Origin of the sequence: Actinacidiphila sp. DG2A-62 (assembly GCF_035825295.1) — a bacterium.
In the GTDB taxonomy this organism is placed as follows: domain Bacteria; phylum Actinomycetota; class Actinomycetes; order Streptomycetales; family Streptomycetaceae; genus Actinacidiphila.
This window is the reverse complement of the sequence record NZ_JAYMGI010000002.1, coordinates 6,585,189-6,607,414: the sequence shown is the minus strand read 5'-3', so window position 1 is coordinate 6,607,414 and position 22,226 is coordinate 6,585,189. Positions and strand designations below refer to the sequence as shown.

Annotated in this window: 24 protein-coding genes; 3 read left to right on the top strand and 21 right to left on the bottom strand. The window is 73.6% G+C overall.

Annotation, left to right across the window (positions count from 1 at the left end):
- Window positions 1-66: 66 nt before the first annotated feature.
- Together tsf and rpsB are read right to left on the bottom strand one after the other, a co-directional pair.
- Window positions 67-903, bottom strand: coding sequence for a translation elongation factor Ts (gene tsf, locus VSR01_RS29775; RefSeq protein ID WP_326452137.1), 837 nt, complete (start codon window positions 901-903; stop codon window positions 67-69).
- Window positions 904-1,039: 136 nt separating this feature from the next.
- A complete protein-coding gene (gene rpsB, locus VSR01_RS29770) occupies window positions 1,040-1,954 on the bottom strand; it encodes a 30S ribosomal protein S2 (RefSeq protein WP_326452136.1) in 915 nt (304 codons plus the stop codon).
- A 717-nt stretch (window positions 1,955-2,671) separates the two neighbouring features.
- Here rpsB and VSR01_RS29765 point away from each other — a divergent pair.
- Window positions 2,672-2,998: a hypothetical protein gene (locus tag VSR01_RS29765; RefSeq protein ID WP_326452135.1), complete on the top strand. Its 327-nt coding sequence runs from the start codon at window positions 2,672-2,674 to the stop codon at window positions 2,996-2,998.
- Here the strand turns inward: VSR01_RS29765 and VSR01_RS29760 are convergent.
- The 17 genes from VSR01_RS29760 to proS all read right to left on the bottom strand — a co-directional run bounded on the left by VSR01_RS29760 (window position 2,988) and on the right by proS (window position 18,318).
- Window positions 2,988-3,527, bottom strand: coding sequence for a TetR/AcrR family transcriptional regulator (locus VSR01_RS29760; RefSeq protein ID WP_326453891.1), 540 nt, complete (start codon window positions 3,525-3,527; stop codon window positions 2,988-2,990). The two genes, VSR01_RS29765 and VSR01_RS29760, sit on opposite strands and share 11 nt — an antisense overlap.
- Window positions 3,528-3,600: 73 nt before the next feature.
- Window positions 3,601-4,437: an RNA polymerase sigma factor WhiG gene (whiG, locus tag VSR01_RS29755; protein ID WP_326452134.1), complete on the bottom strand. Its 837-nt coding sequence runs from the start codon at window positions 4,435-4,437 to the stop codon at window positions 3,601-3,603.
- Window positions 4,438-4,728: 291 nt separating this feature from the next.
- The gene (gene dprA / locus VSR01_RS29750) at window positions 4,729-6,003 is read right to left on the bottom strand and encodes a DNA-processing protein DprA (RefSeq protein WP_326452133.1); all 1,275 of its coding nucleotides are present in this window, start codon (window positions 6,001-6,003) and stop codon (window positions 4,729-4,731) included.
- A gap of 131 nt (window positions 6,004-6,134) precedes the next feature.
- Window positions 6,135-7,787, bottom strand: coding sequence for a YifB family Mg chelatase-like AAA ATPase (locus VSR01_RS29745; protein WP_326452132.1), 1,653 nt, complete (start codon window positions 7,785-7,787; stop codon window positions 6,135-6,137).
- Window positions 7,787-8,149, bottom strand: a complete 363-nt coding sequence (locus VSR01_RS29740; protein ID WP_326452131.1) for a YraN family protein — start codon at window positions 8,147-8,149, stop codon at window positions 7,787-7,789. The genes VSR01_RS29745 and VSR01_RS29740 overlap by 1 nt, the downstream gene beginning before the upstream one ends.
- A gap of 87 nt (window positions 8,150-8,236) precedes the next feature.
- Window positions 8,237-8,563, bottom strand: coding sequence for a DUF2469 domain-containing protein (locus VSR01_RS29735; protein WP_018562949.1), 327 nt, complete (start codon window positions 8,561-8,563; stop codon window positions 8,237-8,239).
- 177 nt (window positions 8,564-8,740) lie between these two features.
- Window positions 8,741-9,415: a signal peptidase I gene (gene lepB / locus VSR01_RS29730; RefSeq protein WP_326453890.1), complete on the bottom strand. Its 675-nt coding sequence runs from the start codon at window positions 9,413-9,415 to the stop codon at window positions 8,741-8,743.
- A gap of 108 nt (window positions 9,416-9,523) precedes the next feature.
- Window positions 9,524-10,513 (bottom strand): signal peptidase I, encoded by a 990-nt coding sequence (gene lepB / locus VSR01_RS29725; protein ID WP_442785722.1) that lies wholly within the window; start codon window positions 10,511-10,513, stop codon window positions 9,524-9,526.
- A 214-nt stretch (window positions 10,514-10,727) separates the two neighbouring features.
- Complete coding sequence (gene lepB / locus VSR01_RS29720) at window positions 10,728-11,948, bottom strand: signal peptidase I (RefSeq protein ID WP_442785574.1); 1,221 nt, start codon at window positions 11,946-11,948, stop codon at window positions 10,728-10,730.
- 259 nt (window positions 11,949-12,207) lie between these two features.
- A complete protein-coding gene (gene lepB / locus VSR01_RS29715) occupies window positions 12,208-13,035 on the bottom strand; it encodes a signal peptidase I (RefSeq protein ID WP_326452130.1) in 828 nt (275 codons plus the stop codon).
- 57 nt (window positions 13,036-13,092) lie between these two features.
- Window positions 13,093-13,443: a 50S ribosomal protein L19 gene (rplS, locus tag VSR01_RS29710; protein WP_326452129.1), complete on the bottom strand. Its 351-nt coding sequence runs from the start codon at window positions 13,441-13,443 to the stop codon at window positions 13,093-13,095.
- Window positions 13,444-13,573: 130 nt separating this feature from the next.
- Complete coding sequence (gene trmD / locus VSR01_RS29705; RefSeq protein ID WP_326452128.1) at window positions 13,574-14,395, bottom strand: tRNA (guanosine(37)-N1)-methyltransferase TrmD; 822 nt, start codon at window positions 14,393-14,395, stop codon at window positions 13,574-13,576.
- Window position 14,396: 1 nt separating this feature from the next.
- Window positions 14,397-15,035 (bottom strand): ribosome maturation factor RimM, encoded by a 639-nt coding sequence (gene rimM / locus VSR01_RS29700; protein WP_326452127.1) that lies wholly within the window; start codon window positions 15,033-15,035, stop codon window positions 14,397-14,399.
- Between the two features lie 178 nt (window positions 15,036-15,213).
- Window positions 15,214-15,453 carry an RNA-binding protein gene (locus VSR01_RS29695; RefSeq protein ID WP_326452126.1) on the bottom strand — a complete coding sequence of 80 codons (240 nt, stop codon included), beginning with the start codon at window positions 15,451-15,453 and terminating at the stop codon, window positions 15,214-15,216.
- A 2-nt stretch (window positions 15,454-15,455) separates the two neighbouring features.
- Window positions 15,456-15,905 (bottom strand): 30S ribosomal protein S16, encoded by a 450-nt coding sequence (gene rpsP / locus VSR01_RS29690; RefSeq protein ID WP_326452125.1) that lies wholly within the window; start codon window positions 15,903-15,905, stop codon window positions 15,456-15,458.
- A 148-nt stretch (window positions 15,906-16,053) separates the two neighbouring features.
- On the bottom strand, window positions 16,054-16,644 hold the full coding sequence (locus VSR01_RS29685; protein ID WP_326452124.1) for a hypothetical protein: 591 nt from the start codon (window positions 16,642-16,644) through the stop codon (window positions 16,054-16,056).
- Window positions 16,645-16,905: 261 nt separating this feature from the next.
- Window positions 16,906-18,318 (bottom strand): proline--tRNA ligase, encoded by a 1,413-nt coding sequence (gene proS, locus VSR01_RS29680; protein ID WP_326452123.1) that lies wholly within the window; start codon window positions 18,316-18,318, stop codon window positions 16,906-16,908.
- A 182-nt stretch (window positions 18,319-18,500) separates the two neighbouring features.
- Between proS and VSR01_RS29675 the strand changes: the two genes are divergently transcribed.
- Both VSR01_RS29675 and VSR01_RS29670 read left to right on the top strand, forming a co-directional pair.
- The gene (locus VSR01_RS29675) at window positions 18,501-19,325 is read left to right on the top strand and encodes a class I SAM-dependent methyltransferase (protein ID WP_326452122.1); all 825 of its coding nucleotides are present in this window, start codon (window positions 18,501-18,503) and stop codon (window positions 19,323-19,325) included.
- Window positions 19,326-19,380: 55 nt separating this feature from the next.
- A complete protein-coding gene (locus VSR01_RS29670; protein ID WP_326452121.1) occupies window positions 19,381-19,962 on the top strand; it encodes a DUF402 domain-containing protein in 582 nt (193 codons plus the stop codon).
- 67 nt (window positions 19,963-20,029) lie between these two features.
- On the opposite strand, the gene VSR01_RS29665 is transcribed toward VSR01_RS29670, so the two are convergent.
- On the bottom strand, window positions 20,030-20,551 hold the full coding sequence (locus VSR01_RS29665; RefSeq protein WP_326452120.1) for a GNAT family N-acetyltransferase: 522 nt from the start codon (window positions 20,549-20,551) through the stop codon (window positions 20,030-20,032).
- A complete protein-coding gene (gene ffh / locus VSR01_RS29660) occupies window positions 20,551-22,113 on the bottom strand; it encodes a signal recognition particle protein (RefSeq protein ID WP_326452119.1) in 1,563 nt (520 codons plus the stop codon). The genes VSR01_RS29665 and ffh overlap by 1 nt, the downstream gene beginning before the upstream one ends.
- Window positions 22,114-22,226: the final 113 nt, after the last annotated feature.

The window sequence follows — 22,226 nt, the reverse complement described above, 5'->3', positions numbered from 1 at the left end:
TTCGCTGCGCGCGTCCCGGTCGCGATCGGCCGGCTCCGACGCCGACCGGACGCCGTCCGGTCGCCGTCAGACGCCGACGCGGAAGCGGGCGAAGCGCTTCAGCGTGACGCCGGCCTCGTCGAGGACCTTCTGGACCGTCTTCTTGGCGTCCTTGGCGAACGCCTGCTCCAGCACGACGTTCTCCTTGAAGAAGCCGTTCACGCGGCCCTCGACGATGCGCGGCAGGGCGGCCTCGGGCTTGCCCTCCTCGCGCGCGGTGGCCTCGGCGACGCGGCGCTCGTTCTCGACGGTCTCGGCGTCGATCTCGTCGCGGGTCAGGAACTTCGGCGCGAACGCGGCGATGTGCTGGGCCACGTCCTTGGCGGTCTGCGCGTCGGCCTTGTCCAGCTCGACCAGCACGCCGACCTGCGGCGGCAGGTCCGGGCTGGTGCGGTGCAGGTAGGAGGCGACGTAGCCGTCGGTGAACTGCGCGAAGCGGTCCAGCACGATCTTCTCGCCGAGGGTGGCGTTGGCCTCGTCGACGTACGCCTGGACGGTCTGGCCGTCCTTGATCTCGGAGGCGAGCAGCGCCTCCAGGCCGGCCGGGCGGGTCGCGGCGACGTGCGCGGCGATGGCGTCGGCGACGGCCACGAACTTCTCGCCCTTGGCGACGAAGTCCGTCTCGCACTTCAGCTCCAGCAGGACGCCCTCGCTGTTGTCGTCGGCGATCAGGGAGACGACGGCGCCGTTGGAGGCCGAGCGGCCCTCGCGCTTGGTGACGCCCTTCTGGCCCTTGACGCGGAGGATCTCGACGGCCTTGTCCAGGTCGCCTTCGGCCTCGGTGAGGGCGTTCTTGCAGTCCATCATGCCCGCGGCGGTCAGCTCGCGGAGCTTCTTGACGTCGGCGGCGGTGAAGTTCGCCATGGAGTTAAGTCTCTTCCCGAATGGTCGGTGGATCTACGGGTGAACGGCGGGGGCGTGTATGCCCCCGCCGTCGTCACGCGTGGTTCTCGAAGGCGCGGGCGCCTGCCGCCCGGGGCCGGGCCCCGGGCGGGGGGGCTCAGGCCTGCTGGGCGTCGCCCTCGGCGGCCGGGGCCTCGGGGGCGGCGGGGGCCTGCGGGGGAGCGGCGTCCGCGGGGGCGGCGTCCGCCGGGGCGGCCGGGGCCGCGTCGGCGGGGGCGTCGCCCTCGGAGTCCGCCTTCTTCTCGCCTTCGAGCAGGTCGCGCTCCCACTCGGCGAGCGGCTCGGCGGCGCCCTCGGCCTTCTTGTCGCTCAGCGCCGCGCCGGAACGGGCGATCAGGCCCTCGGCGACGGCGTCGGCGATCACGCGGGTGAGCAGCGTGACGGAACGGATCGCGTCGTCGTTGCCCGGGATCTTGTAGTCGACCTCGTCGGGGTCGCAGTTGGTGTCGAGGATCGCCACCACCGGGATGCGGAGCTTGCGCGCCTCACCGACGGCGATGTGCTCCTTCTTGGTGTCCACGATCCAGACGGCGCTGGGCACCTTCTGCATCTCGCGGATGCCGCCGAGGGTCTTCTCCAGCTTCTCCTTCTCGCGGGAGAGGACCAGCAGCTCCTTCTTGGTCAGGCCGGAGGCGGCCACGTCCTCGAAGTCGATCTCCTCGAGCTCCTTCAGGCGCTGCAGGCGCTTGTAGACGGTCGAGAAGTTGGTGAGCATGCCGCCCAGCCAGCGCTGGTTCACATACGGCATGCCGACGCGGGCGGCCTGCTCGGCGATGGCCTCCTGCGCCTGCTTCTTGGTGCCGACGAACATGATGGAGCCGCCGTGCGCGACGGTCTCCTTGACGAACTCGTAGGCGCGGTCGATGTACGACAGCGACTGGAGCAGGTCGATGATGTAGATGCCGTTGCGCTCGGTGAAGATGAAGCGCTTCATCTTCGGGTTCCAGCGGCGGGTCTGGTGCCCGAAGTGGACGCCGCTCTCCAGCAGCTCCCGCATCGTGACGACGGCCATGGCCGTACTCCTTGAGGTGCTCGGTTACCGCGGCCGCCGGACGGCTGCCGCGCCTGACGCCCCGGCGCGCCGTGCCACGAGGGACCGAGGGGCGCGGCCACCGCCCCTGTGACGGGGGTGGGTGGCGGGGCGTGCGAAGTCGACCCGGTGACCCGGATCGCCAGAGAAAGTGTACGGGACCGGCGGAGTACCAGGCGACACCCGAGTTATCCACAGGCCCGCGACCAAGATCGTCGCGCCGCCCGCGCCCTGCCCCATCCTGAACCCGTGACGACGCGGCCCCCGACCCGGAGGGCCGCGCGGCGAGAGGGCGACAGAGCGCACGTCCGGGTGCGCGGCGGAAGGGGCGGTGGGCCGCATGAGCGGGGCGATGACGGCGACGGCGACGGTGACGGCGGCCGCGGCGGCGTGGGCCGCGGTGCTCGGGTTGACCGCGGCGGCGGGCGGGGCGGCGGGCGGGCCTGCTCCGGGGTCGGGGGCGGGAGCGGCGGCTCTGCGGGCGGCGGCGCGGGCCGCCCCCGGGGGCGGGGGATCGGGGTGCGCGGGCGGCGCGGGGCCGGGCGCCCGGTGCTGGCCGGTGCGCGGACCCGGCGCGCGCGGCCGGCCGGTGGTGGCGCGCGGCTTCGATCCGCCCGCGCGGCCCTGGGCGGCCGGCCACCGCGGGGTCGACCTGCGGGCCTCCCCGGCGCGCCGGTGCGGGCCGCGGCTCCTGGCGAGGTGGCCTTCACCGGGCGGGTGGCCGGCACCCCGGTGGTGGTGATCCGCCTGCCCGGCGGGCTGCGCACCACCTACGAGCCCGTCCGCGCCTCGGTCCCGGTCGGCGCTCGCGTCGCCGCCGGCCGCACCGTCGGCACCCTCGTGGGCGCGCTCCCGCACTGCGCCGCCCCCTGCCTCCACTGGGGCCTGCTGCGGGACGCCGTCTACCTCGACCCTCTCCTGCTCCTTCCCCCGTCCCTGCGCCGCGCGGGCCCCGCGCGGCTGCTGCCGACGGGAGGCCGAGGCGGGGCGGGGCGGGAGCGCGCCGCGCCGCCGGTCAGCCGGTGACGCCGTGCAGGGACATGGCGACGGCGGCGCTCACGATCTCCTCGGGAACCTCGGCGGCGCCGAGTTCGATGCGGCGGACGGCGGCGTCGACGATGCCCTGGAGGAGCATGGCGGTGAGCCGGGGCTGGGGGTGGCCGAGGTCGGAGAGCGCGGCGACGACCATGGCGACGAGGCCGCCGTGCGCGGCGCGGATCTTCTCGCGGGCGCCGGCGTCGAGTTCACCGGCCGAGATGGCGACGACGGCGCGGTGCCTGCGGTCGCCGACCAGCGTCAGCTGGGTGCGCACATAGGCCTCGATCTGCGCCTCGGGGGTGTCGGCGGCCTGCATGGCGGCTTCGACCTCGGCGGCCCAGACGGGGAAGTCGACGGCGCACAGTTCCTCGACGACCGCGGCGCGGGAGCGGAAGTACTCGTAGACCGAGGAGCGGGCCAGGCCGGTGCGCTCGGCGAGGGCGGGGAAGGTGAGGGCTTCGGTGCCGCCCTCGGAGAGGAGCGCACGGGCCGCGTCGAGCAGGGCGCGGCGCTGCATGGTGCGGTGCTCGGCCACCGAGGCCGCTCGGATCCTGGGCATGCCTTCCACTGTAGAAGGTGGCGCGGGGGTGTCAGTGGCCCTCGTCGGCCAGCTTTGCCCGGAGTTGGAGCACGGACTTGGTGTGGATCTGGCTGACCCGGCTCTCGGTGACGCCGAGGACCTGACCGATCTCGGCGAGGGTGAGGCCCTCGTAGTAGTAGAGGGTGACAACGGTCTTCTCGCGTTCGGGGAGGGTGTTGACGGCGCGGGCGAGCAGGCGGCGCAGTTCGCGGTCCTCGGCGACCTCGACGGGGTTGTCGGCGCCGGTGTCCTCCAGGGTGTCGACCAGGCTGAGCCGGTCCCCGCTGTCGGCGCCGACGTGGAGGAGCTCTTCGAGGGCGACGACGTTGGCGAGGGACAGCGCGCTGAAGACGCCGTGGAGTTCTTCCAGGGGGACGCCCATCTCCGCGGCGACCTCGGGTTCGCTGGGGGTGCGGCGGAGTCTGGCTTCGAGGGTGGCGTAGGCGCGTTCGACGGCGCGGGCCTTCTGCCGGACCGAGCGCGGGATCCAGTCGAGGGCGCGCAGTTCGTCGATCATGGCGCCGCGGATGCGGGTGATGGCGTATGTCTCGAACTTGATGGCCCGGTCGGGGTCGAACTTCTCAATGGCGTCGATGAGGCCGAAGACCCCGGAGGAGACGAAGTCGGCCTGCTCGATGTTGGCGGGCAGGCCGACGCTGACCCGGCCGGCGACGTATTTGACCAGGGGCGAGTAGTGCAGGATGAGCTGTTCCCGCAGGCGGGCGTCCCCCGTGGACTTGTAGGTCCGCCACAGCGCGTCGAGCGAGGTGGGGGCGGCGGGCCGTGGGGTGTCGGGGGCGGCGGTGGCTGCCGCCGTCCGCTGGGACCCGGGGGTGTGCTGGGGCATGCGTCGTTGTGAGCCGTTCTGCCGTGACGTGGTCGTGGGGGTCGGCGGCCGGGGGACCCTCCGCGAGCGTAGCGTCACCATAGTGTCGCTGGCTGCTACGTCATCCGTGTGGGACATGCGCAGATACGTTCCTCTGCGGATGCGGGGGTCGGGCGCGGGCGGAGGCGGGGTCCGCGCGCGGCGGGATGGGCCTGGGGGCAATGATGCGGGCCGGCGCGGCGTCACCGCGCCGGTCTGACGATCGCCCCAGGTCAGCGCGTTTTCGTGTCACCTGATGGTGTGTCGATAGCGTCAACCGGTGTGTTCGTGTGGGCGGTCGGCGGCGGTACGGACCAACGCCCAGCGGTCGCCCGTGCGTTCGACGAAGCCGAGTGCCTGCAATTCGTGGAGGCGGTTCAGCGTGTCGGGGGTGGTGGCTCCGGCCGCGAGGGCGATGGCGTCGGTGGTGGCGTCTCCTGTTCCGGGGAGGGCTTCGAGGGCGGCCGCGGCGGCGGGGTGGAGCAGGTCGCGGGGCAGGACGGGGCCGCGGCGGGCGGGGGCGAGGTCGGCGCCGATCTCGCCGACGAGTTCGATGACGTCGGCGGCGTCGGTGACGAGCAGGCCGTCGCGGCGCAGCAGGTCGTGGACGCCTGCGGACAGGTCGCTGGTGCAGGGGCCGGGAACGCCCATCGTGAGGCGGCCGAGGGCGGTGGCGCGGCGGGCGGTGATGAGGGAGCCGCTGCGGTGCCGCGCTTCCACGACGACGGTGCCGCGGGTGAGGGCGGCGATGACGCGGTTGCGCAGGACGAAGCGGCTGCGGGTGGGGTGGGCGCCGGGCGGGAGTTCGCCGAGGAGCAGGCCGCGGTCGGCGATGGCGGTGATGAGGCGGGCGTTGCCGCGGGGGTAGGGGACGTCGACTCCGCTGGCGACGACGCCGATGGTGGCGCCGCCCGCGGTGAGGGCGGCGGCGTGGGTGGCGCCGTCGATGCCGTAGGCGGCGCCGGAGACGACGGTCCAGCCGGCCCGGGCGAGGTCGGCGCCGAGGAGGGCGGCCATGTGGGCGCCGTAGTCGGTGCACGCGCGGGCGCCGACGACGGCTACGGAGCGCAGCGCCCACAGGCGCAGCGAGGGCGCGCCCCGTACCCAGAGGCCGAAGGGTCGCTGGTCGTCGAGGTCGTCGAGTTGCGCGGGCCAGTCGGCGTCCTGGGGGCAGAGGAACCGGGCGCCGGCGCGGTGGGCGGCGTCGAGGTCGGCGAGGGGGTCGCCGTGAGCGGCGCGGATGGCGTAGCCCTCGGTGCGGCGGGGGCTCGCGCCGGGCAGGCGGGCGCCGGTGGCGGCGGCGTGGAGGGCGGCGGGCGCGCCGCGTTCGCGGATGGCGCGGCCCATGACGGGGTCGCCGGGGTCGGCGACGCGGGTGAGGGCGGCGCGGGCGAGGCGTTCCGCCCAGGCGGCGCCGGCGTGGGTGCGGGTCACGGGCCGTCCGGGGGCGCCGAGTGCTCGGCCGGCCGCGGCGTAGTAGTCGCGCAGGGCGGCTTCGACGTCCTCCCGTCGTCGCCGCGCGCCGCCCTCGCCGCCCGCACCGCGCATCCCGCCGTCGTGCGAACGTCCCGCACAGCCCGCGCCGCGCGTCCCGCCGTCGTGCGAGCGTCCCACACCGCCCGTACCCCGCTCCCCCGCCGCCGGGCCCGGCCGCCCGCCGGGGCCCGGGAGGTCGGGGGTCATCCGGTGCTCCCGGCGAGGGCCGCGCCGCGGTTGAAGCCGGAGCGCAGTTGCAGCGCGCAGCGGATGTCCTCGGCGGTGGGGCGGGGGTGGGCGGCGAGGTCGGCGAGGGTCCAGGCGACGCGCAGGACCCGGTCGAGGCCGCGGGCGGTGAGCATGCCGCGTTCCATGTCGCGTTCCGCCGCGTGGAGGGCGCCGGGGGCGGCGTGCCAGCGGGTGCGGATCTCGTGGCCGGGGATGTCGCAGTTCATCCGCCAGGGGGTGTCGGCGTAGCGGGCGGCGGCTCGGGCGCGGGCGTCGCGCACCCGGGCGGCGACGGCCGCGGTGCTCTCGCCGTGGCCGTGGTCGATGAGGTCGGAGCGGCTGACCGGGCCGACGTCGACGCGCAGGTCGACGCGGTCGAGCAGGGGTCCGGACAGCCGTGCCTGGTAGCGGCGGACGGCGGTGGGTGAGCAGTCGCAGCCGCCTCCCACCGCGTAGCGTCCGCAGGGGCACGGGTTGGCGGCGAGGACCAGCATGAAGCGGGCCGGCAGGCGCATGACGCCGGCGGCACGGGCGACGATGATGTGCCCGGATTCGAGGGGTTGTCGGAGCGCGTCGAGGGCCCGGACGCTGAATTCCGGCGCTTCGTCCAAGAACAGTACGCCGCGATGTGCAAGGGAGACGGCGCCGGGCCGGGGCAGTCCGCTGCCGCCGCCGACGAGGGAGGGCATGGTGGCGGAGTGGTGGGGTGCGCAGTAGGGAGGGGCGTCGACGAGGGGGCGGCCGGGCGGGAGGATGCCGGCCACGGAGTGGACGGCGGTGACTTCGAGGGATTCCTGCCGGGTGAGCGGCGGCAGGATGCCCGGGAGGCGTTCGGCGAGCATGGTCTTGCCGGCGCCGGGCGGGCCTTTGAGGAAGACGTGGTGTCCGCCGGCGGCGGCGACTTCGAGGGCGAGGCGGGCGGCGGGCTGGCCGGCGACATCGGCCATGTCGCGGCTGTCGGGGTGGCCGGGGGCGGCGCCGGGGGCCGGGTGCGCGGAGCCGCCGAGGCTGGTGGCCAGCCCGGTGCCGATGCCGCCGCCGGGTGCGGTGAGTCCGGCGAGCATGGGGTCCGGCCGGCCCTCGGCATCGCCCTCCGCGTCCTCCTCGGGCACGGGTTCGTCGTTGAGCACGGCGATGAGCTGGCGCAGCGAACGGACGCCGAGGACGGCGACGCCGGGGACGAGGGCGGCCTCCGCGGTGGTCCGTTCGGGGACGACGACGTGCCGGTATCCGGCGTCGGCGGCGGCGAGGACGGCGGGGAGCACGCCGCGGACCGGGCGGACCCGGCCGTCGAGGCCGAGTTCGCCGATCATCATCAGGTCGGCGATGGCTTCGGGGGCGATGCGACCGCCGGCGGCGAGGACGGCGCAGGCGACGGCGAGGTCGAAGCCGGAGCCGCCTTTGGGGACGGAGGCCGGGCTGAGGCCGACGGTGAGCTTCTTGGACGGCCAGGTCTCGCCGCTGTTGACGATGGCGGCGCGGACCCGGTCGCGGCTCTCGGTGAGGCTCTTGTCGGGCAGGCCGACGAGCGCGAAGGTGGCGATGCCGGGTTCGAGGTCGGCCTGGACCTCGACGACGACTCCTTCGACGCCGACCAGGGCGACCGAGCAGGTGCGGGCGAAGCCCATCACGCCACCCCCCGCAGGTGCTCGACGCGGGCGGCGCCGCGGACGGGGAGGGTGACGCCGACGAGGTCGATGCGGACGCCGCCGGGCGGTGCGCCGCCGTGTTCGGCGGTCCAGCGCTCGGCGAGGGTGCGCAGCCGGGTGATCTTGTCGCCGGTCAGGGCGGCCGTGGGCGGTTGGTAGCGGCCCTCACGGCGGGTCTTGACCTCGCAGACGACGAGGGCGTCGCCCTCGGTCGCGAGGATGTCGATCTCCCCGCGGCGTCCGCACCGCCAGTTCCTGGCCAGGACGGTCAGTCCCGCGTTCCGCAGGGTGCGGGCCGCCAGGTCCTCGCCGTACCGTCCGAGCGCTCCTTGCGCGTTCATCCGTACCACCTCCGTCACGTTCTGTGACGCAACAGTGGCAGAGGCGGCTCATCCCGCGATGATCTTGAACGCCTACCTGTGGATAACTCAGCCGTTGAAGCCCGAGTCGTCCGACGGCAGATCGAGATCGGCCTTGTTCAGCTCCTCGATGTTCACGTCCTTGAACGTCAGGACGCGGACCTGCTTGACGAAGCGGGCCGGCCGGTACATGTCCCACACCCAGGCATCGGCCATGGACACCTCGAAGAACACCTCGCCCTGGACCGAGTGCACCTGCATCTCGTAGTCGTTGGTGAGGTAGAAACGGCGCTCCGTCTCGATCACGTACTTGAACAGGCCGACGACGTCGCGGTACTCGCGATAGAGCTTCAGCTCCATCTCGGTCTCGTATTTCTCGAGGTCCTCGGCGCTCATGGCATGTTCCCCTTCAGCCGTACGTGCCCCCATTGTGCGTCACACCGTCTCACGAGGTGCGCGATGTGCCACGCGTCACCACCCGCCACGCCCCGCGCGCGTCATCGCCGACCGGCCATGTCACGCCACCGGCCCGCGGCGCGTCACCATCGCCGGCACGTCACCGCCCGGAGCTCGTCACCGCCGCCGGCGCAGCGCGTTCGCCAGCGGCTCGTACGCCGCGCCGCCGAAGATCAGCGCGGCCCCGGCGATGACGACGAAGGTGATCCACCGCAGCGGCCCCTGCGGGGACTGGCCGCCGCCGGGGAGCTTGTCGAAGGCGGACGTCGTGGGCAGCATGCCCATCCGGCCGAACGGCCATGCGGTCGCGTCGACCCTGGCCTTGACGTCGCTCGCCGGGACCGCGCCGCCCTCCGCGTCCTCCAGGTGCACCCGGGAGTCCTGGGAGACCGAGCGGTTGTCGCCGAGCATGAACAGCTCGCCCTTGCCGACGGTGGCCTTGAACGCCTCCTGCGCCGCCGTGCCGCCGCCGTCGAGATAGGGCTCGTCGACCGGCACGCCGTCCACGGTGAGGCGGCCCTGCTTGTCGCAGCAGGCCACGGTGTCGCCGCCGACCCCGACCACCCGCTTGACCAGGGGTTCGTTGCCCCAGAGCTTGTCCTTGAAGACCACGACGTCGCCGCGGTGCACATCGGACCCGGAGATCTTCTGCGCGAGCACCTTGTCGCCGGGCGCGACCGTCGGCCGCATGGACTCGGTGGGCACGGTGTAGGGGCGGTACAGCACCGCGGCCCAGGCGAAGCCGCCCAGGAACATCACGCAGCCCAGCGCGATGACCAGCCCGGACACCAGTCGTCCCGGCCGGCCCCGCGGGACCTGCGTATCGCGGTCGTGCCGCCGCTCGTCGTGACGCTCATGCTGCGGAACCCTACCGGGGGACGGCCCGGGCCGTCCCCCTGCTCAGCCCTCGGCCCCGGACCCGGACCCGGGCCCAGACCCGGCACCGGACACAGCGCCCTCCCCGGCCTTGCGCAGCAGCCGCCTCCTGCGCAGCAGCACCAGCGGCAGCGCGCCGGCCAGACCCACCGCGGCGGGCCCCGCCGTGCCGGCCGCGTTGATGCCGGGCTGGGAGAACGTCGAGGGGATGCCCAGCCAGGTCCAGCGGTTCACCGGCCAGGCGATGGTGACCGCGCGGCCCACCACGTCGCTGTCGGAGACCGTGCCGCCGCCGGGCAGCGACATGTGGAAACGCGAGTCCAGCGAGTCCTGGCGGTGGTCGCCCATCACCCAGATCCGGCCCTTGGGCACGGTGATCTTGAACGGGTTGTCCGGGGAGCAGGGGGTGTTGCCGGCGAAGACGTACGGCTCGTTCAGCGGTTTGCCGTTGACCTTCACCGGGCCGGTGCCCTCGCACTCCACGGTGTCGCCGCCGACCCCGATGACCCGCTTGATCAGGTCCTTCTCGTCCGCGGACGGCATCAGACCGATGAAGCTGAGGCTCTTCTGCAGGCCGCGGACCACCGGGTTGCTGCTGGCCGGGGGGTTCTCCGGCAGCCAGCCGCCCGGGTCCTGGAAGACTACGACCTCGCCGCGGGTCGGCTTGGAGCCGAACCACGGCGTCAGCTTGTCGACCAGGACGCGGTCGCCGCGCTCCAGCGTGTGCTGCATGGAGTCGGACGGGATGGAGAACGCCTGCACCAGGAAGGTCTTGATCAGCAGGGCCAGCACCAGAGCGATGCCGACGAGCAGCGGCAGCTCCTTCCAGAAGGAGCGCTGCTTGCTGCCGCGGGCGCCCTCGCCGGACGGCTCGTCGTCGCCCGCGTCCACGTCGCCGGGTCCGCCGGGGCCCGCCGGGTCGGCGCGGTGCGCGCCGTGCCGGCCGCGGCCCGCCGCGTCCTCGGCGTACGGAGGCTCCTGAGCGGGCAGCGGCTCCTGCGCCGGCGGGGGCACGGACGCGCCGGGCGGGTACGGGCCCTCGTCACCCGCCCGGTACGGTCCCCCGTTCACGGGCACGCCGTTGCCGGGGTAGCCGCTTCCGGGCACGCCGCTGCCGGGGAAGCCGCTTCCGGACACGCCGTTGCCAGGGAAGCCGCTTCCGGACACGCCGTTGCCAGGGAAGCCGCTTCCGGACACGCCGTTGCCGCGTCCCGCGCCGGGCGACCCGTCACCGGGCCCGCCGTCCGCGGGGACGGCGGCGCGGCCCGCCGCGGCACCCTGCGCGGGCGAGGCGTCCGGCCCGAAGGCCGCGCCGGACCCGGGCAGGGTGCCGCCGCTGCTGCTGCCCGCCCGGTCCGCCGTGTCGTCCGTCGGGGGCACCTCGGCATCCTCCCTCTCCGGTTCGCCGGCTCCAGACCGTGCGCCGACCACAAGGTCCCCCACATCCACTCCTCACTCCGGACTTCCGCCCGTGCCGTCGTCCCCGGCGCAGGCCCACCATTCCCATAACGAGCGGGAGTTCCGCAGGAGTCGGCAGCCGGCTCGTCCTTTGACCGTTGTTTGTCCAGCCCACCCTAGTGGCCGTACCTGTGCCGGCCGACGGATCGGCGGCCCCGCCGGCGCCCGGGCCGGAGCCGGAGGCGGACGGCGCGGGCACCGAGGCGTACGTGCCGGGCTCCGGCAGCCGCCGCCAGTGGCCCACCGGCCAGGCGATCACGAACGCCCTGCCGACGACCAGGCTCTCGGGGATCGTGCCGCCGCCGGGCTTGTCGGTGTGGTAGCGGGAGTCCGCGGAGTCGTCGCGGTGGTCGCCCATCACCCACAGCCGTCCCTCCGGCACGTGCACGGTGAACTTCATCCGCGACGGCGGGTTGCCGGTGAACAGGTAGGGCTCGGTCAGGGGCTTGCCGTTGACGGTGATGCGGCCCTGCGCGTCGCAGCACTGCACGGTGTCGCCGCCGACCGCGATGACCCGCTTGATCAGGTCCTGCTCGCCGGAGGCCGGCAGCAGTCCGATGAACGTGAAGAACCACTTGACCTGCTTGACCACCGGCGGGTCCGGCTTGGGCTTGGGCTCGCCGGCCAGCCAGCCGCCGGGGTCCTTGAAGACCACGACGTCGCCGCGGTGCGGCTGCGCGCCGAACCAGGGGGTCAGCTTGTCGACGAGCACCCGGTCGCCGATCTGGATGGTCTGCTCCATCGACCCCGAGGGGATGACGAACGCCTGCAGCAGGAAGGTCTTGAGGACCAGCGCGATCAGCAGCGCCACCATGACCAGCAGCGGCACTTCCCTGAGCAGCGAGCGGCGGCGCTTGCGGCGGACCTTGCGGGCCAGCTTGCGGCGCTCGATCCGGCTGGCGCCGGTCAGCACCGGCGGCGCCTGCGGCGGCTCGCCGTTCAGCCCGTCCGAGAGCCGGCCCGGCCCCGCGAAACCGTCCGGGTCGGCCACGCCGTCCGCCTCACGGAAACCGTCCGCGTAGCCGCCCTGGTCCGCGAAGCCGTCCGCGTCACGGAAACCGTTCGTGTCACCGAAACCGTCCGCGTCACCGCCCCGCCCCCGGGAACCGCCGAGGCCGTCGTAGCCCCCGTACCCGTCGCGGAAACCGCCCCCGTACCCGTCACGCCCGCCGAAGCCGTCCGGTCCGCCCGGGCGCCCCGCGGGGCGTCCGGCGTCCGCCGGCTGCTGTCCGTCGCGGGGTCTGCCGCGCCTACCCATGCCGGCCGCCCGCCGGGGCGGGGACGGCGGCGAACGCGGCCGGGCGGCGCAGCCGGGTCCAGTGGCCGACCGGCCAGGCGATCCACTCGGCGCGGCCGATCACCTTGCCGACCGGGACGGTGCCGCCGCCTGGGTCGCCGAGGTGCTGCCGGGAGTCGGCGGAGTCCGCGCGGTGGTCGCCCATGACCCACAGCCTTCCCCGCGGCACCACGATGTCGAACGCCTCCGCGGAGGGCGCGTCGCCCGGATGGAGGTAGGGCTCGTCCAGCGGGTGGCCGTTGACCAGCAGCCGGCCGCGCGCGTCGCAGCAGGTGACCCGGTCGCCGCCGACGCCGATGACGCGCTTCACGTAGTCCGTGCCGCCGCTGAGGCGGAACGATCCCTCGCCGTCGAACACGATCACGTCCCCCCGCCGCGGAGTGCCGCCGAAACGGTACGCCAGTTTGTCGACCAGGACCCGGTCGCCGACCCGCAGAGTGTTCTCCATCGACGAGCTGGGCACCTGGTAGGGCGCCACCACGAACTGGCTGACCAGCAGCATCGCGGCCGCGCACCCCAGGGAGAACAGGACGGTGCGGCGCCAGGTGCGCCACAGCCGCAGCCACCGCTCCCGCGCGCCCGCCTCCCCCGGTCCGTCCGCGGGAAGCGGGTCGCCGGGGAGGTCCGCGGGAAGCGCGTCGCCGAGGAGGTCCGCGGGGCCGGTCCGGCCCGGACGGCCCGTTCCGCCGGGGACAGCGGAACGCGACCGGTCCTGCCGGTCCGCCTCGTCGGCGGCTGCGGAGGAGCGGTCGCGTTCCGTCGCGGCTGCTTCACTGTCCATCGGGGCGGAAGCTTATCCGTCCCGGGCCAAGGACAGGTCAAGCCCTCGGCCGGGGCCTCAGTTCTCGCGCTTCTCCTTGATCTTCGCGGCCTTGCCGCGCAGCTCGCGGAGGTAGTACAGCTTGGCGCGGCGGACGTCGCCGCGGGTGACGACCTCGATCTTCTCCACGATCGGGGTGTGCACCGGGAAGGTGCGCTCGACGCCGACCGAGAAGCTGACCTTGCGGACCGTGAAGGTCTCGCTGACGCCCGCGCCCTGGCGGCGGATGACGACGCCCTTGAACTGCTGCACACGGGAGCGGTTGCCCTCGATGACGCGCACGTGGACGTTGACGGTGTCGCCGGGGCGGAAGGCGGGGACGTCGTCGCGCAGGCTCGCGCTGTTGACGCTGTCGATCAGGTTGGTCACGGTGTTCTGCTTCCTCGCCGATGCCACAGGTCATCGACGGAACGGGTCGGGTGTTCGCATGGGGGCCGCCGGTGTCCGGCGGCGTCGTTCCCCCTGTGGCAGGGGCGCGCGCCGGTCGGGCAGCAGCCGCTCATTCTTCCACGGCGTCGGGGCTGGGCCCAAATCGGCCGTCGGGGCCGGGCTGCCAGCCGAGGATGCTGAGCATCTCGCGGTCTCGTCTGTCGAACGCGGCCGGGTCGGCGCGGGCGATCAGGTCCGGCCGCAGGGCGGCGGTGCGGCGCAGCGCCTCGTCGCGGCGCCAGCGGGCGACCTTGCCGTGGTGGCCGCTGAGCAGCACCTCGGGGACGCCGTGCCCGCGCCACCGCGGGGGCTTGGTGTAGACGGGGCCCTCCAGCAGGTCGGCCATCGGGCCGGGGGCGAAGGAATCGTCGGCGTGCGACTGGGCGTTGCCGAGGACGCCGGGCAGCAGCCGGGCGACGGCCTCGGTGACGACCAGGACCGCGGCCTCGCCGCCGGCCAGGACGTAGTCGCCGATGGAGACCTCGTGGACCGGGAGGCGGGTGGCGTACTCGGCGGTGACGCGGCTGTCGATGCCCTCGTAGCGGGCGGGTGTGAAGATCAGCCAGGGAGCGCGGGAGAGGTCGACGGCGAGCGCCTGGGTGAAGGGCCGTCCGCTGGGGGTGGGGACGACGAGCGCGGGGCGGCCGGCCCCGGCCTCGTAGCCGTCGGCGAGGACCTGGTCGAGGGCCTCGCCCCAGGGGCCGGTCTTCATGACCATGCCGGGGCCGCCGCCGTACGGGGTGTCGTCGACGGTGCTGTGCCGGTCGTGGGCCCATGCGCGCAGGTCGTGGACGTGGACGTCGAGGGTGCCGGCGGCGCGGGCCTTGCCGACGAGCGAGACGTTCAGCGGCTCCAGGTACTCGGGGAAGATCGTGACGACGTCGAGGCGCATCTCAGGCGCCCTCCCCCTGCTCGGCGCGCGCGCTCGCGTCCCCGCCCTGGTCGGCGCTCGCGTCCTCGCCCTGGTCGCCCCGCGCGTTCGCCTCCCCCTGCTCGGCGCGCGCGCTCGCGGTCTCCGCGTCCGCCTCGTCCAGCAGGCCGGGCGGCGGGGTGATCACCGCGCGCTGCTCGTCGAGGTCGATCTCGGGCACGATCTCGCTGACGAAGGGGACGAGGACCTCGCCACCGTCGGGGCGCCGCACCACCAGCAGGTCCTGGTACGGCAGGTGCGTGACCTCGGCGATCCGGCCGACCTCGCGGCCGTCGGCGGTGACCACGTCGAGGTCGATCAGCTGGTGGTCGTAGAACTCCTCGGGGTCCTCGGGCGTCTGCCGGGGGTCGACCTCGGCGATCAGCAGGGTGCCGCGCAGGCCCTCGGCGGCGGTGCGGTCGGCCACGCCCTCGAAGCGGAGCATGAGCCGGCCGCTGTGGACGCGCCCGGTGGCGATGGTGAGTGGCCCGGCGGACGCCGGGTCGGTGGCCAGGACCGCGCCGGGCGCCAGCCGCAGTTCCGGCTCGTCGGTGCGTACTTCGACGCTGACCTCGCCCTTGATGCCGTGGGCGCGGCCGATCCGGCCGACTACCAGCTGCACGTTCTTCCACTCCCACTACAGACGGCACCGGGCCGGAGGCGGCGGACGCCGCTTCCGGCCCGGTGCACGGGACGTCTCGGTCCTCGGGCGGACCGCTGTTCTCGGCCGACGCGCGTCGGCCGGCCCGGTCGGGCCGATCGATCCGGCCGGTCCGTCCGCTGACGGCCCGGCCGGGCCGTCAGCGGACCTGGTCGACGTCGACGAGGTCGACGCGTACACCCCGGCCGCCGAGCGCGCCGACGACGGTGCGCAGCGCGCGGGCGGTACGGCCGTTGCGGCCGATGACCTTGCCGAGGTCGTCGGGGTGCACCCGGACCTCCAGGACGTTGCCACGGCGCTGGGTGCGCAGGTCGACCTGTACATCGTCGGGGTTGTCGACGATGCCCTTCACGAGGTGCTCAAGAGCCTCCTCGAGCATCCTCAGGCCTCGGTGGACTCGGCCGGGGCGGTGGCCTCGGCGTCATCGGCCTTCTTCTCGGCCTTGTCGGCCTTCTTCGCCTTGGGGGTGATGGCCTCACCCTTGGGCTCGTCGGCGGTGTCCTTGGCGGCGGCCTCGAACAGGGCGCGCTTGTCGGCCTTCGGCTCCGCCACGAGCAGCGGCGCCGGGGCGGGCTCGCCCTTGTACTTCTGCCAGTCGCCGGTGAGCTTCAGGATGGCCAGCACGGGCTCGGTCGGCTGCGCGCCGACGGAGAGCCAGTACTGCGCGCGGTCGGAGTCGACCTCGATGCGCGAGGGGTTCTGCACCGGGTGGTACAGGCCGATCTCCTCGATGGCCCGGCCGTCACGGCGGGTACGGGAGTCGGCGACGACGATGCGGTAGTGAGGCGAACGGATCTTGCCCAGACGCTTCAGCTTGATCTTGACTGCCACGGGAGTGGGTTCTCCTGGTGTTGACGTGGTTGGGCACGACGACATGCCACGTGGGGTGGTGGGAATCGTGCGCCCGACGGACGCGTCAGCCGAAGGAGAGAGGGTTCCTGCACGGCTGTCGAGTTCTCAGCTGAACATTGTGCCACATTCAGCCGACCCCTACGACCTCCGGGATGCGGAAGGGCTGGCCGCACGCGCCGCACATGATGGGCGCCTGGGCGAGCACCGAGGGCACCACCCGGACGTTGCGCCCGCAGTCGCAGACGGCCTTGACGCGTACGCCGCCCCCGGAGGAGCCGTGCCGCGCGGCCGGTCCGCGGAAGGAGCGCCCGGTGTCGGTGGTGGTGGCCGCGGTGTGCGCCTTGAGCGCACGCTGCAGCCGCTCGATCGTCGGCCGATATCGCTTACGCGTGTCGGGTCGCATGGCCACGAGGGAGAAGCCGCTGCTGGGATGCGGCTCCTCGGCGTGGTCCAGGCCCATCTCGTCGGCGATCGCGAGGAAGCGTCGGTTGTGGTAGCGGCCGGCGCGCGAGGTGTCGCGGATGCCGCGGGCGGCGGCGATTCCGTGCACGGCCTCGTGCAGCAGCCTTTCGAAGGAGAGCTCGTTGCCGCACGCGGACGACGATTCTCCGATCAGGGACTCTGGGGCGGCCAGGTCGGGCAGCTCGGGATGGTGCCGTTGAATGTCGGCCCAGGCGACTGCCAGCTCGGCGGCGAGGACTGGTGGTGTCGTGCTCACGCCGTATCAACGAGCCGGACGCCCCCTGTGTTCCGATTCCGGGCCAGTCCAATTAATTTGCACTGATGGGTCAGTTCCGGATAACGCAGCCGCGATGGGCATGACGCAGGGCGGGTGCGGAGGACACAGGCGAACACCTGTCATCCCTCGCACCCGCCCTCAAGGCGGCACCAGGCACCACATGCGTCACTTTGCAGCCGCAGGTAGCACCATTGCCACAAGTCGCACGTACCGGTCAGTAGGTGCGGGCCACCACGCCGGTCAGTAGGCGCGCGCCACCACGGCGACCGTGCCCGGCGCGTCGTCCGCGGTCGGCACCGAGCCGTCCTCGGCGACCAGGCAGCGCACCGACACGCCCTGCTCGGCGAGCTTGGCCTCGCCCTCGGGGCCCAGGTCCGCCCAGCGGATCCGGCCCCAGCCGGTGGCCGCGGCCTCCACCGCCTCGTCGATCGTGGAGACGTCCACCGTGCGCGCGATCCGCCGCTCGCGGGACTCCTGGAGCAGCCGCGCCTGGTCCTCCTCCAGGACCTTCGGCAGCAGGTCGGCCAGCGCGTCCAGGGCGACCGGCTCCTTGCCCCCGGGGATGCGGCGGGCCAGCAACGCGGTGCCGGCCTCCAGGTCGCGCGGCCCGATCTCCACGCGCAGCGGCACTCCCTTGAGCTCCCAGTCGACCGCGCGGCGGCCGAAGGGGGTGTCGGTGCGGTCGTCGACGACCACCCGCACGCCCGCGGCCCGCAGCCGCTCGCCGACCTCGCGGACCTTGGCGACGACCGCCTCGTCGTCCTTGATGGCCAGCACCACGACCTGGACGTGGGCCAGCCGCGGCGGCACCCGCAGGCCGTTGTCGTCGCCGTGCATCATCACCAGCGCGCCGATCATGCGGGTGGTGCTGCCCCAGGACGTCTGCCACACGTGCTCCTGGGCGCCGTCCTTGGACAGGTAGGAGGTGTTGAACGCCTTGGCGAAGTTCTGCCCCAGCTCGTGGCTGGTGCCCAGCTGCAGCGCCTTGCCGTCGCCCATCATCCCTTCCAGGGTGAGGGTGTTGATGGCGCCGGCGAACCGCTCCCTGACGGTCTTGCGGCCCAGCACCACGTCCATGCCCAGGACGTTCTCCATGAAGTCGCCGTAGACCTCGCGCTGGATGCGGGAGGCGAACTCGCGGGCGTCCTCCTGGGTGGCGTGTGCGGTGTGCCCCTCCTGCCACAGGAACTCGGTGGTGCGCAGGAACAGCCGGGGCCGCAGCTCCCAGCGGACCACGTTGGCCCACTGGTTGATCAGCAGCGGCAGGTCGCGGTAGCTCTGCACCCACTTGGAGAAGTACTCGTTGATGATCGTCTCGGAGGTGGGCCGCACCACGATCGGCTCCTCCAGCTCCTTGCCGCCGCCGTGGGTGACCACCGCCAGCTCCGGGGCGAAGCCCTCGACGTGCTCGGCCTCCCGGGTCAGGTAGGACTGCGGGATGAACAGCGGGAAGTAGGCGTTCTGCGCGCCGACGCCCTTGATCCGCGCGTCCATGTCGGCCTGCATGCGCTCCCAGAGCCCGTAGCCGTACGGACGGATGACCATGGTGCCGCGCACCGGGCCGTTGTCGGCCAGTTCGGCCTTGTTGATCAGGTCCTGGTACCAGCGCGGGAAGTCGTCCGCCTGGAGGGTGAGAACGGGAGCCTTTGCCATGGGGGCGATGGTACGGCCCTGTGCCGCCGATGCGTGAATCGGCGGCCGGGCACCGGTGGGTACCGGCCGGTTCCCGGAAGTTAACAAGAACGCCTCATCCGCCCCCTGGACGGCGGGGCGAATCAGCAGTTGTCTGGCTTTCGTCAGTATTTCCCCGGCACGAGCGGCTGATGGGAGCTGCCATGGCGTCCACGCTCCACCGCGCCTCCCGGCCCGAAGTCGAGGCCAGGGCCCGCGACTGGGCGGAGATCCAGGAACGGATGCTGGTCCCCCTCTACGAGAGTGTGTACGACCGGCTGGAAGTCGGTTCGGACACACGGTTGTTGGCGCTGGGCTGCGGCAGCGGCCTCGCGCTGCTGCTGGCGGCGGGCCGCGGCGCGGCCGTCACCGGCTGCGACACGGACGCGAGCCGGCTGGCGCTGGCCCGGGCGCGGTTCGCGCCGGCCCCCGGGTGGGACGCGCCGGCCCGCCGCCCGGCCCCGGCGGCGACCCTGGTGCAGGGTCCGCCCGCGCGGGCGGACCTGGGCGGCGGCTACGACGTGGTCACCGCCTTCGACCCGGCGCAGCCCGAGGCGGAGCTGCGGCCCGCGCTCGACGCGCTGGCCGGCCGGGTGCGGCGCGGCGCCGCGGTGGTGCTGGCCGGGTGGGGGCCGCCGGAGCGGTGCGCGACCTCGCGGGTGCTGCGGGTCGCGGCCCGGCTGGCCGCGCCGGACGGGCCCAGCGCCTACGACCTGCGGCTCAGCGGCCGCGACGACCTGGAGGAGCTGGCCCGCGCGGCGGGGCTGCGGCCGGACGGCTCGGGCCGGGTGTCGTGCCCGTTCGGCTACCCGGACGTGCGCAGCGCGGTGCGGGGCCTGGTGTCCACCGGGCTGTTCGACGCGGCGGTGGCGGCGACCGACCGCGGCCAGGTCGGCAAGGAGATCGCCGAGGCGCTGCACCCCTACCGTCGGCCGGACGGCTCGGTCCGGATGGAGAACGTCTTCCGGTACGTGGTGGCGCGCGTCTGAGGCGCGGGCGGGTAATCCGCTGGCCGGGCCGTACGGGGTGCGCGAGGCTGGGCGCATGCCAGAACCGCTGCCCGAGCCCGTGCCCGAGCCCCTGTCCGTACCGGCGTCCGAGCCCGTGTCCGGAGCGTCGGCAAAACCGCCGCCGGCTCTGCTGTCCCCCGGCGGCGCGGTCACCGTGCGGCTGGTCAAGGCCGGCCGCGAGAAGGTGCGCTACGACGCCGAGGTGCGGGCCGACGACGGGGCGCGGGTGCTGGTCACCGCGCCCTGGTCGCTGCCGGACGTGCGGGACTTCGGGTTCGTCGCGTTCGCGCCGGGCGACGTGTTCACCGAGGCGTACTGGCGGGACCGCTGGTACGCGGTGAAGGAGGTGCGGGACGCGCGCGGCGTGCTCAAGGGCTGGTACTGCGACGTCACCCGGCCGGTGCGGACCGCGCCGGGCGAGCTGGTGAGCGAGGACCTCGACCTGGACCTGTGGGTGTCCGCGGACGGCCGGGACGTGCGCAGGCTGGACGAGGACGAGTTCGCCGCGAGCGGCCTGGAGGCACGGGACCCGCGGGCCGCGCGGGCGGCGCGCGCCGCGCTGGACGAGCTGGAGGCGCTGGCCCGCGCCGGCCGCCTGCCCGCGCTGCTCGCGTGACGCTCGGCCGGACGACAGCCGTCCCCGGGGACGAGGGCCGTCCCCGGCGGCCGGTGCCGGGCCGCCGCTACGGCGTGACGCCCGGCCACTCCTCCGCGGTCAGCGCGAACCGCTCGTGGTCGCGCCACGCGTCGTTGATGTACAGCATCCGTGGCGAGGTGCCCTCGTGCCGGAAACCCAGCCGCTTGGCCAGCGCGATGGACCGCACGTTGTCCGGCTGGGCGTTGATCTCCAGCCGGTGCAGCCCGAGACCCTCCGGGTAGGAGGCGAAGCAGCGGTCCACCACCAGCCGCATGCCCTCGCTCATCCGGCCGGTGCCGCTGTACGGCAGGTAGCTGTCGTAGCCGAGCGCGCCGTTGCGAAAGCGCGCCCGGACGATGTTCGCCACGTTGCAGGTGCCGACCAGGCCGCCGTCCTCGTCGTTGACGATGAGGAAGGAGCGCAGGTCCGGGCCCTGGCGGCGGAGCAGCTCGTGGAACCCGTCGGGATCGACCGGGTTCCACGGGCGCAGGTGCTCCACCGAGCGCAGCACGGCCGCGCGGTGCAGGGGGGCGTCCTCGGGCCGCGGCGCGCGGATGGAGACGCGCATCAGTCCATGAACTTCTTGAACTCGTCGGGCAGTTCGAAGTCCTGGCCGGCGCCGGGCAGGCCGAAGGGGCTGTCCTGGCCGCCCTGGCCGCCCTGAGCGGCCTGCTGCTCGCGGCGGGCCTGCGCGGCGGCCGCCTCGGCCTTGCGCTTCATCGGGTTGCCGGACTGCCGGCGGCCCTTGGCCTGCTTCTGCTGCTTCTTCTGCCGGCCGGGGCCGCCACCCATCCCGGGCATGCCCGGCATCCCCGGCATGCCGCCGCCCTGGGCCATCCTGGACATCATCTTGCGGGCCTCGAAGAACCGCTCGACCAGGCTCTTGACCGCGCTGACCTCGACGCCGGAGCCGCGGGCGATACGGGCCCTGCGGGAGCCGTTGATGATGTGCGGGTCGGAGCGCTCGGCGGGCGTCATCGACTTGATGATCGCCGCGGTGCGGTCGACGTCCTTCTCGTCCAGGTTGTTGATCTGGTCCTTGATCTGGCCCATGCCGGGGAGCATGCCGAGCAGCTTGGAGATCGAGCCCATCTTCCTGACCTGCTCCATCTGCTGGAGGAAGTCGTCGAGGGTGAACTCCTTGGGACCCTTGGCCAGCTTCGCGGCCATCTTCTCGGCCTCGGCCTGGCTGAAGGTCTGCTCGGCCCGCTCGATCAGCGAGAGCACGTCGCCCATGCCGAGGATGCGCGAGGCCATCCGGTCGGGGTGGAAGGCGTCGAAGTCGTCCAGCTTCTCGCCGTTGGAGGCGAACATGATCTGCTTGCCGGTGACGTGCGCGATGGACAGCGCGGCGCCGCCGCGGGCGTCGCCGTCCAGCTTGGAGAGCACCACGCCGTCGAAGCCGACGCCGTCGCGGAAGGCCTCGGCGGTGTTCACCGCGTCCTGGCCGATCATCGCGTCGACGACGAAGAGGATCTCGTCGGGGTGGACCGCGTCGCGGATGTCCGCGGCCTGCTGCATCAGCTCCTGGTCGACGCCGAGCCGGCCGGCGGTGTCGATCACGACGATGTCGTACTGCTGGGTCTTCGCGTGCTCGACGGAGTCCGCGGCGACCTTCACCGGGTCGCCCACGCCGTTGCCCGGCTCGGGGGCGTAGACGGCGACGCCGGCCCGCTCGGCGACCACGCTCAGCTGGTTGACCGCGTTGGGGCGCTGGAGGTCGCAGGCGACCAGCAGCGGGGTGTGGCCCTGCTTCTGCAGCCACTGGCCGAGCTTGCCGGCCAGGGTGGTCTTGCCCGCGCCCTGGAGGCCCGCGAGCATGATCACGGTCGGCGGCTGCTTGGCGAACCGCAGCCGGCGGGTCTCCCCGCCGAGGATGGCGACCAGTTCGTCGTTGACGATCTTGATGATCTGCTGCGCGGGGTTCAGCGCCTTGGAGACCTCGGCGCCGGCCGCGCGCTGCTTGATGTTCGCGATGAACGCCCGCACCACGGGGAGGGCGACGTCCGCCTCCAGCAGCGCGATCCGGATCTCACGCGTGGTGGCGTCGATGTCCGCCTCGGAAAGACGGCCCTTGCCCCGGAGGTTTTTGAAGGTCGCTGCAAGGCGGTCTGAGAGCGTATCGAACACGGTGGTCGCGGGTCCTCGCGTCGGGAGTGGGCACTGGTCGTCCTCAAGGGTACTTGGCCGCCCCCGCTCCAGGGGGTCCCGGACGGCAACGTCCGCGCGGAACGCGCCGCCGG

Bases quoted from the DNA above. Each gene is read 5' to 3' on its own strand.
- tsf (WP_326452137.1), bottom strand. From the start codon at position 903: ATGGCGAACTTCACCGCCGCCGACGTCAAGAAGCTCCGCGAGCTGACC.
- rpsB (WP_326452136.1), bottom strand. From the start codon at position 1,954: ATGGCCGTCGTCACGATGCGGGAGCTGCTGGAGAGCGGCGTCCACTTC.
- VSR01_RS29760 (WP_326453891.1), bottom strand. From the start codon at position 3,527: ATGCAGCGCCGCGCCCTGCTCGACGCGGCCCGTGCGCTCCTCTCCGAG.
- whiG (WP_326452134.1), bottom strand. From the start codon at position 4,437: ATGCCCCAGCACACCCCCGGGTCCCAGCGGACGGCGGCAGCCACCGCC.
- dprA (WP_326452133.1), bottom strand. From the start codon at position 6,003: ATGCGCGGTGCGGGCGGCGAGGGCGGCGCGCGGCGACGACGGGAGGAC.
- VSR01_RS29745 (WP_326452132.1), bottom strand. From the start codon at position 7,787: ATGGGCTTCGCCCGCACCTGCTCGGTCGCCCTGGTCGGCGTCGAAGGA.
- VSR01_RS29740 (WP_326452131.1), bottom strand. From the start codon at position 8,149: ATGAACGCGCAAGGAGCGCTCGGACGGTACGGCGAGGACCTGGCGGCC.
- VSR01_RS29735 (WP_018562949.1), bottom strand. From the start codon at position 8,563: ATGAGCGCCGAGGACCTCGAGAAATACGAGACCGAGATGGAGCTGAAG.
- lepB (WP_326452130.1), bottom strand. From the start codon at position 13,035: ATGGACAGTGAAGCAGCCGCGACGGAACGCGACCGCTCCTCCGCAGCC.
- trmD (WP_326452128.1), bottom strand. From the start codon at position 14,395: ATGCGCCTCGACGTCGTCACGATCTTCCCCGAGTACCTGGAGCCGCTG.
- VSR01_RS29695 (WP_326452126.1), bottom strand. From the start codon at position 15,453: ATGCTCGAGGAGGCTCTTGAGCACCTCGTGAAGGGCATCGTCGACAAC.
- proS (WP_326452123.1), bottom strand. From the start codon at position 18,318: ATGGCAAAGGCTCCCGTTCTCACCCTCCAGGCGGACGACTTCCCGCGC.
- VSR01_RS29675 (WP_326452122.1), top strand. From the start codon at position 18,501: ATGGCGTCCACGCTCCACCGCGCCTCCCGGCCCGAAGTCGAGGCCAGG.
- VSR01_RS29670 (WP_326452121.1), top strand. From the start codon at position 19,381: ATGCCAGAACCGCTGCCCGAGCCCGTGCCCGAGCCCCTGTCCGTACCG.
- VSR01_RS29665 (WP_326452120.1), bottom strand. From the start codon at position 20,551: ATGCGCGTCTCCATCCGCGCGCCGCGGCCCGAGGACGCCCCCCTGCAC.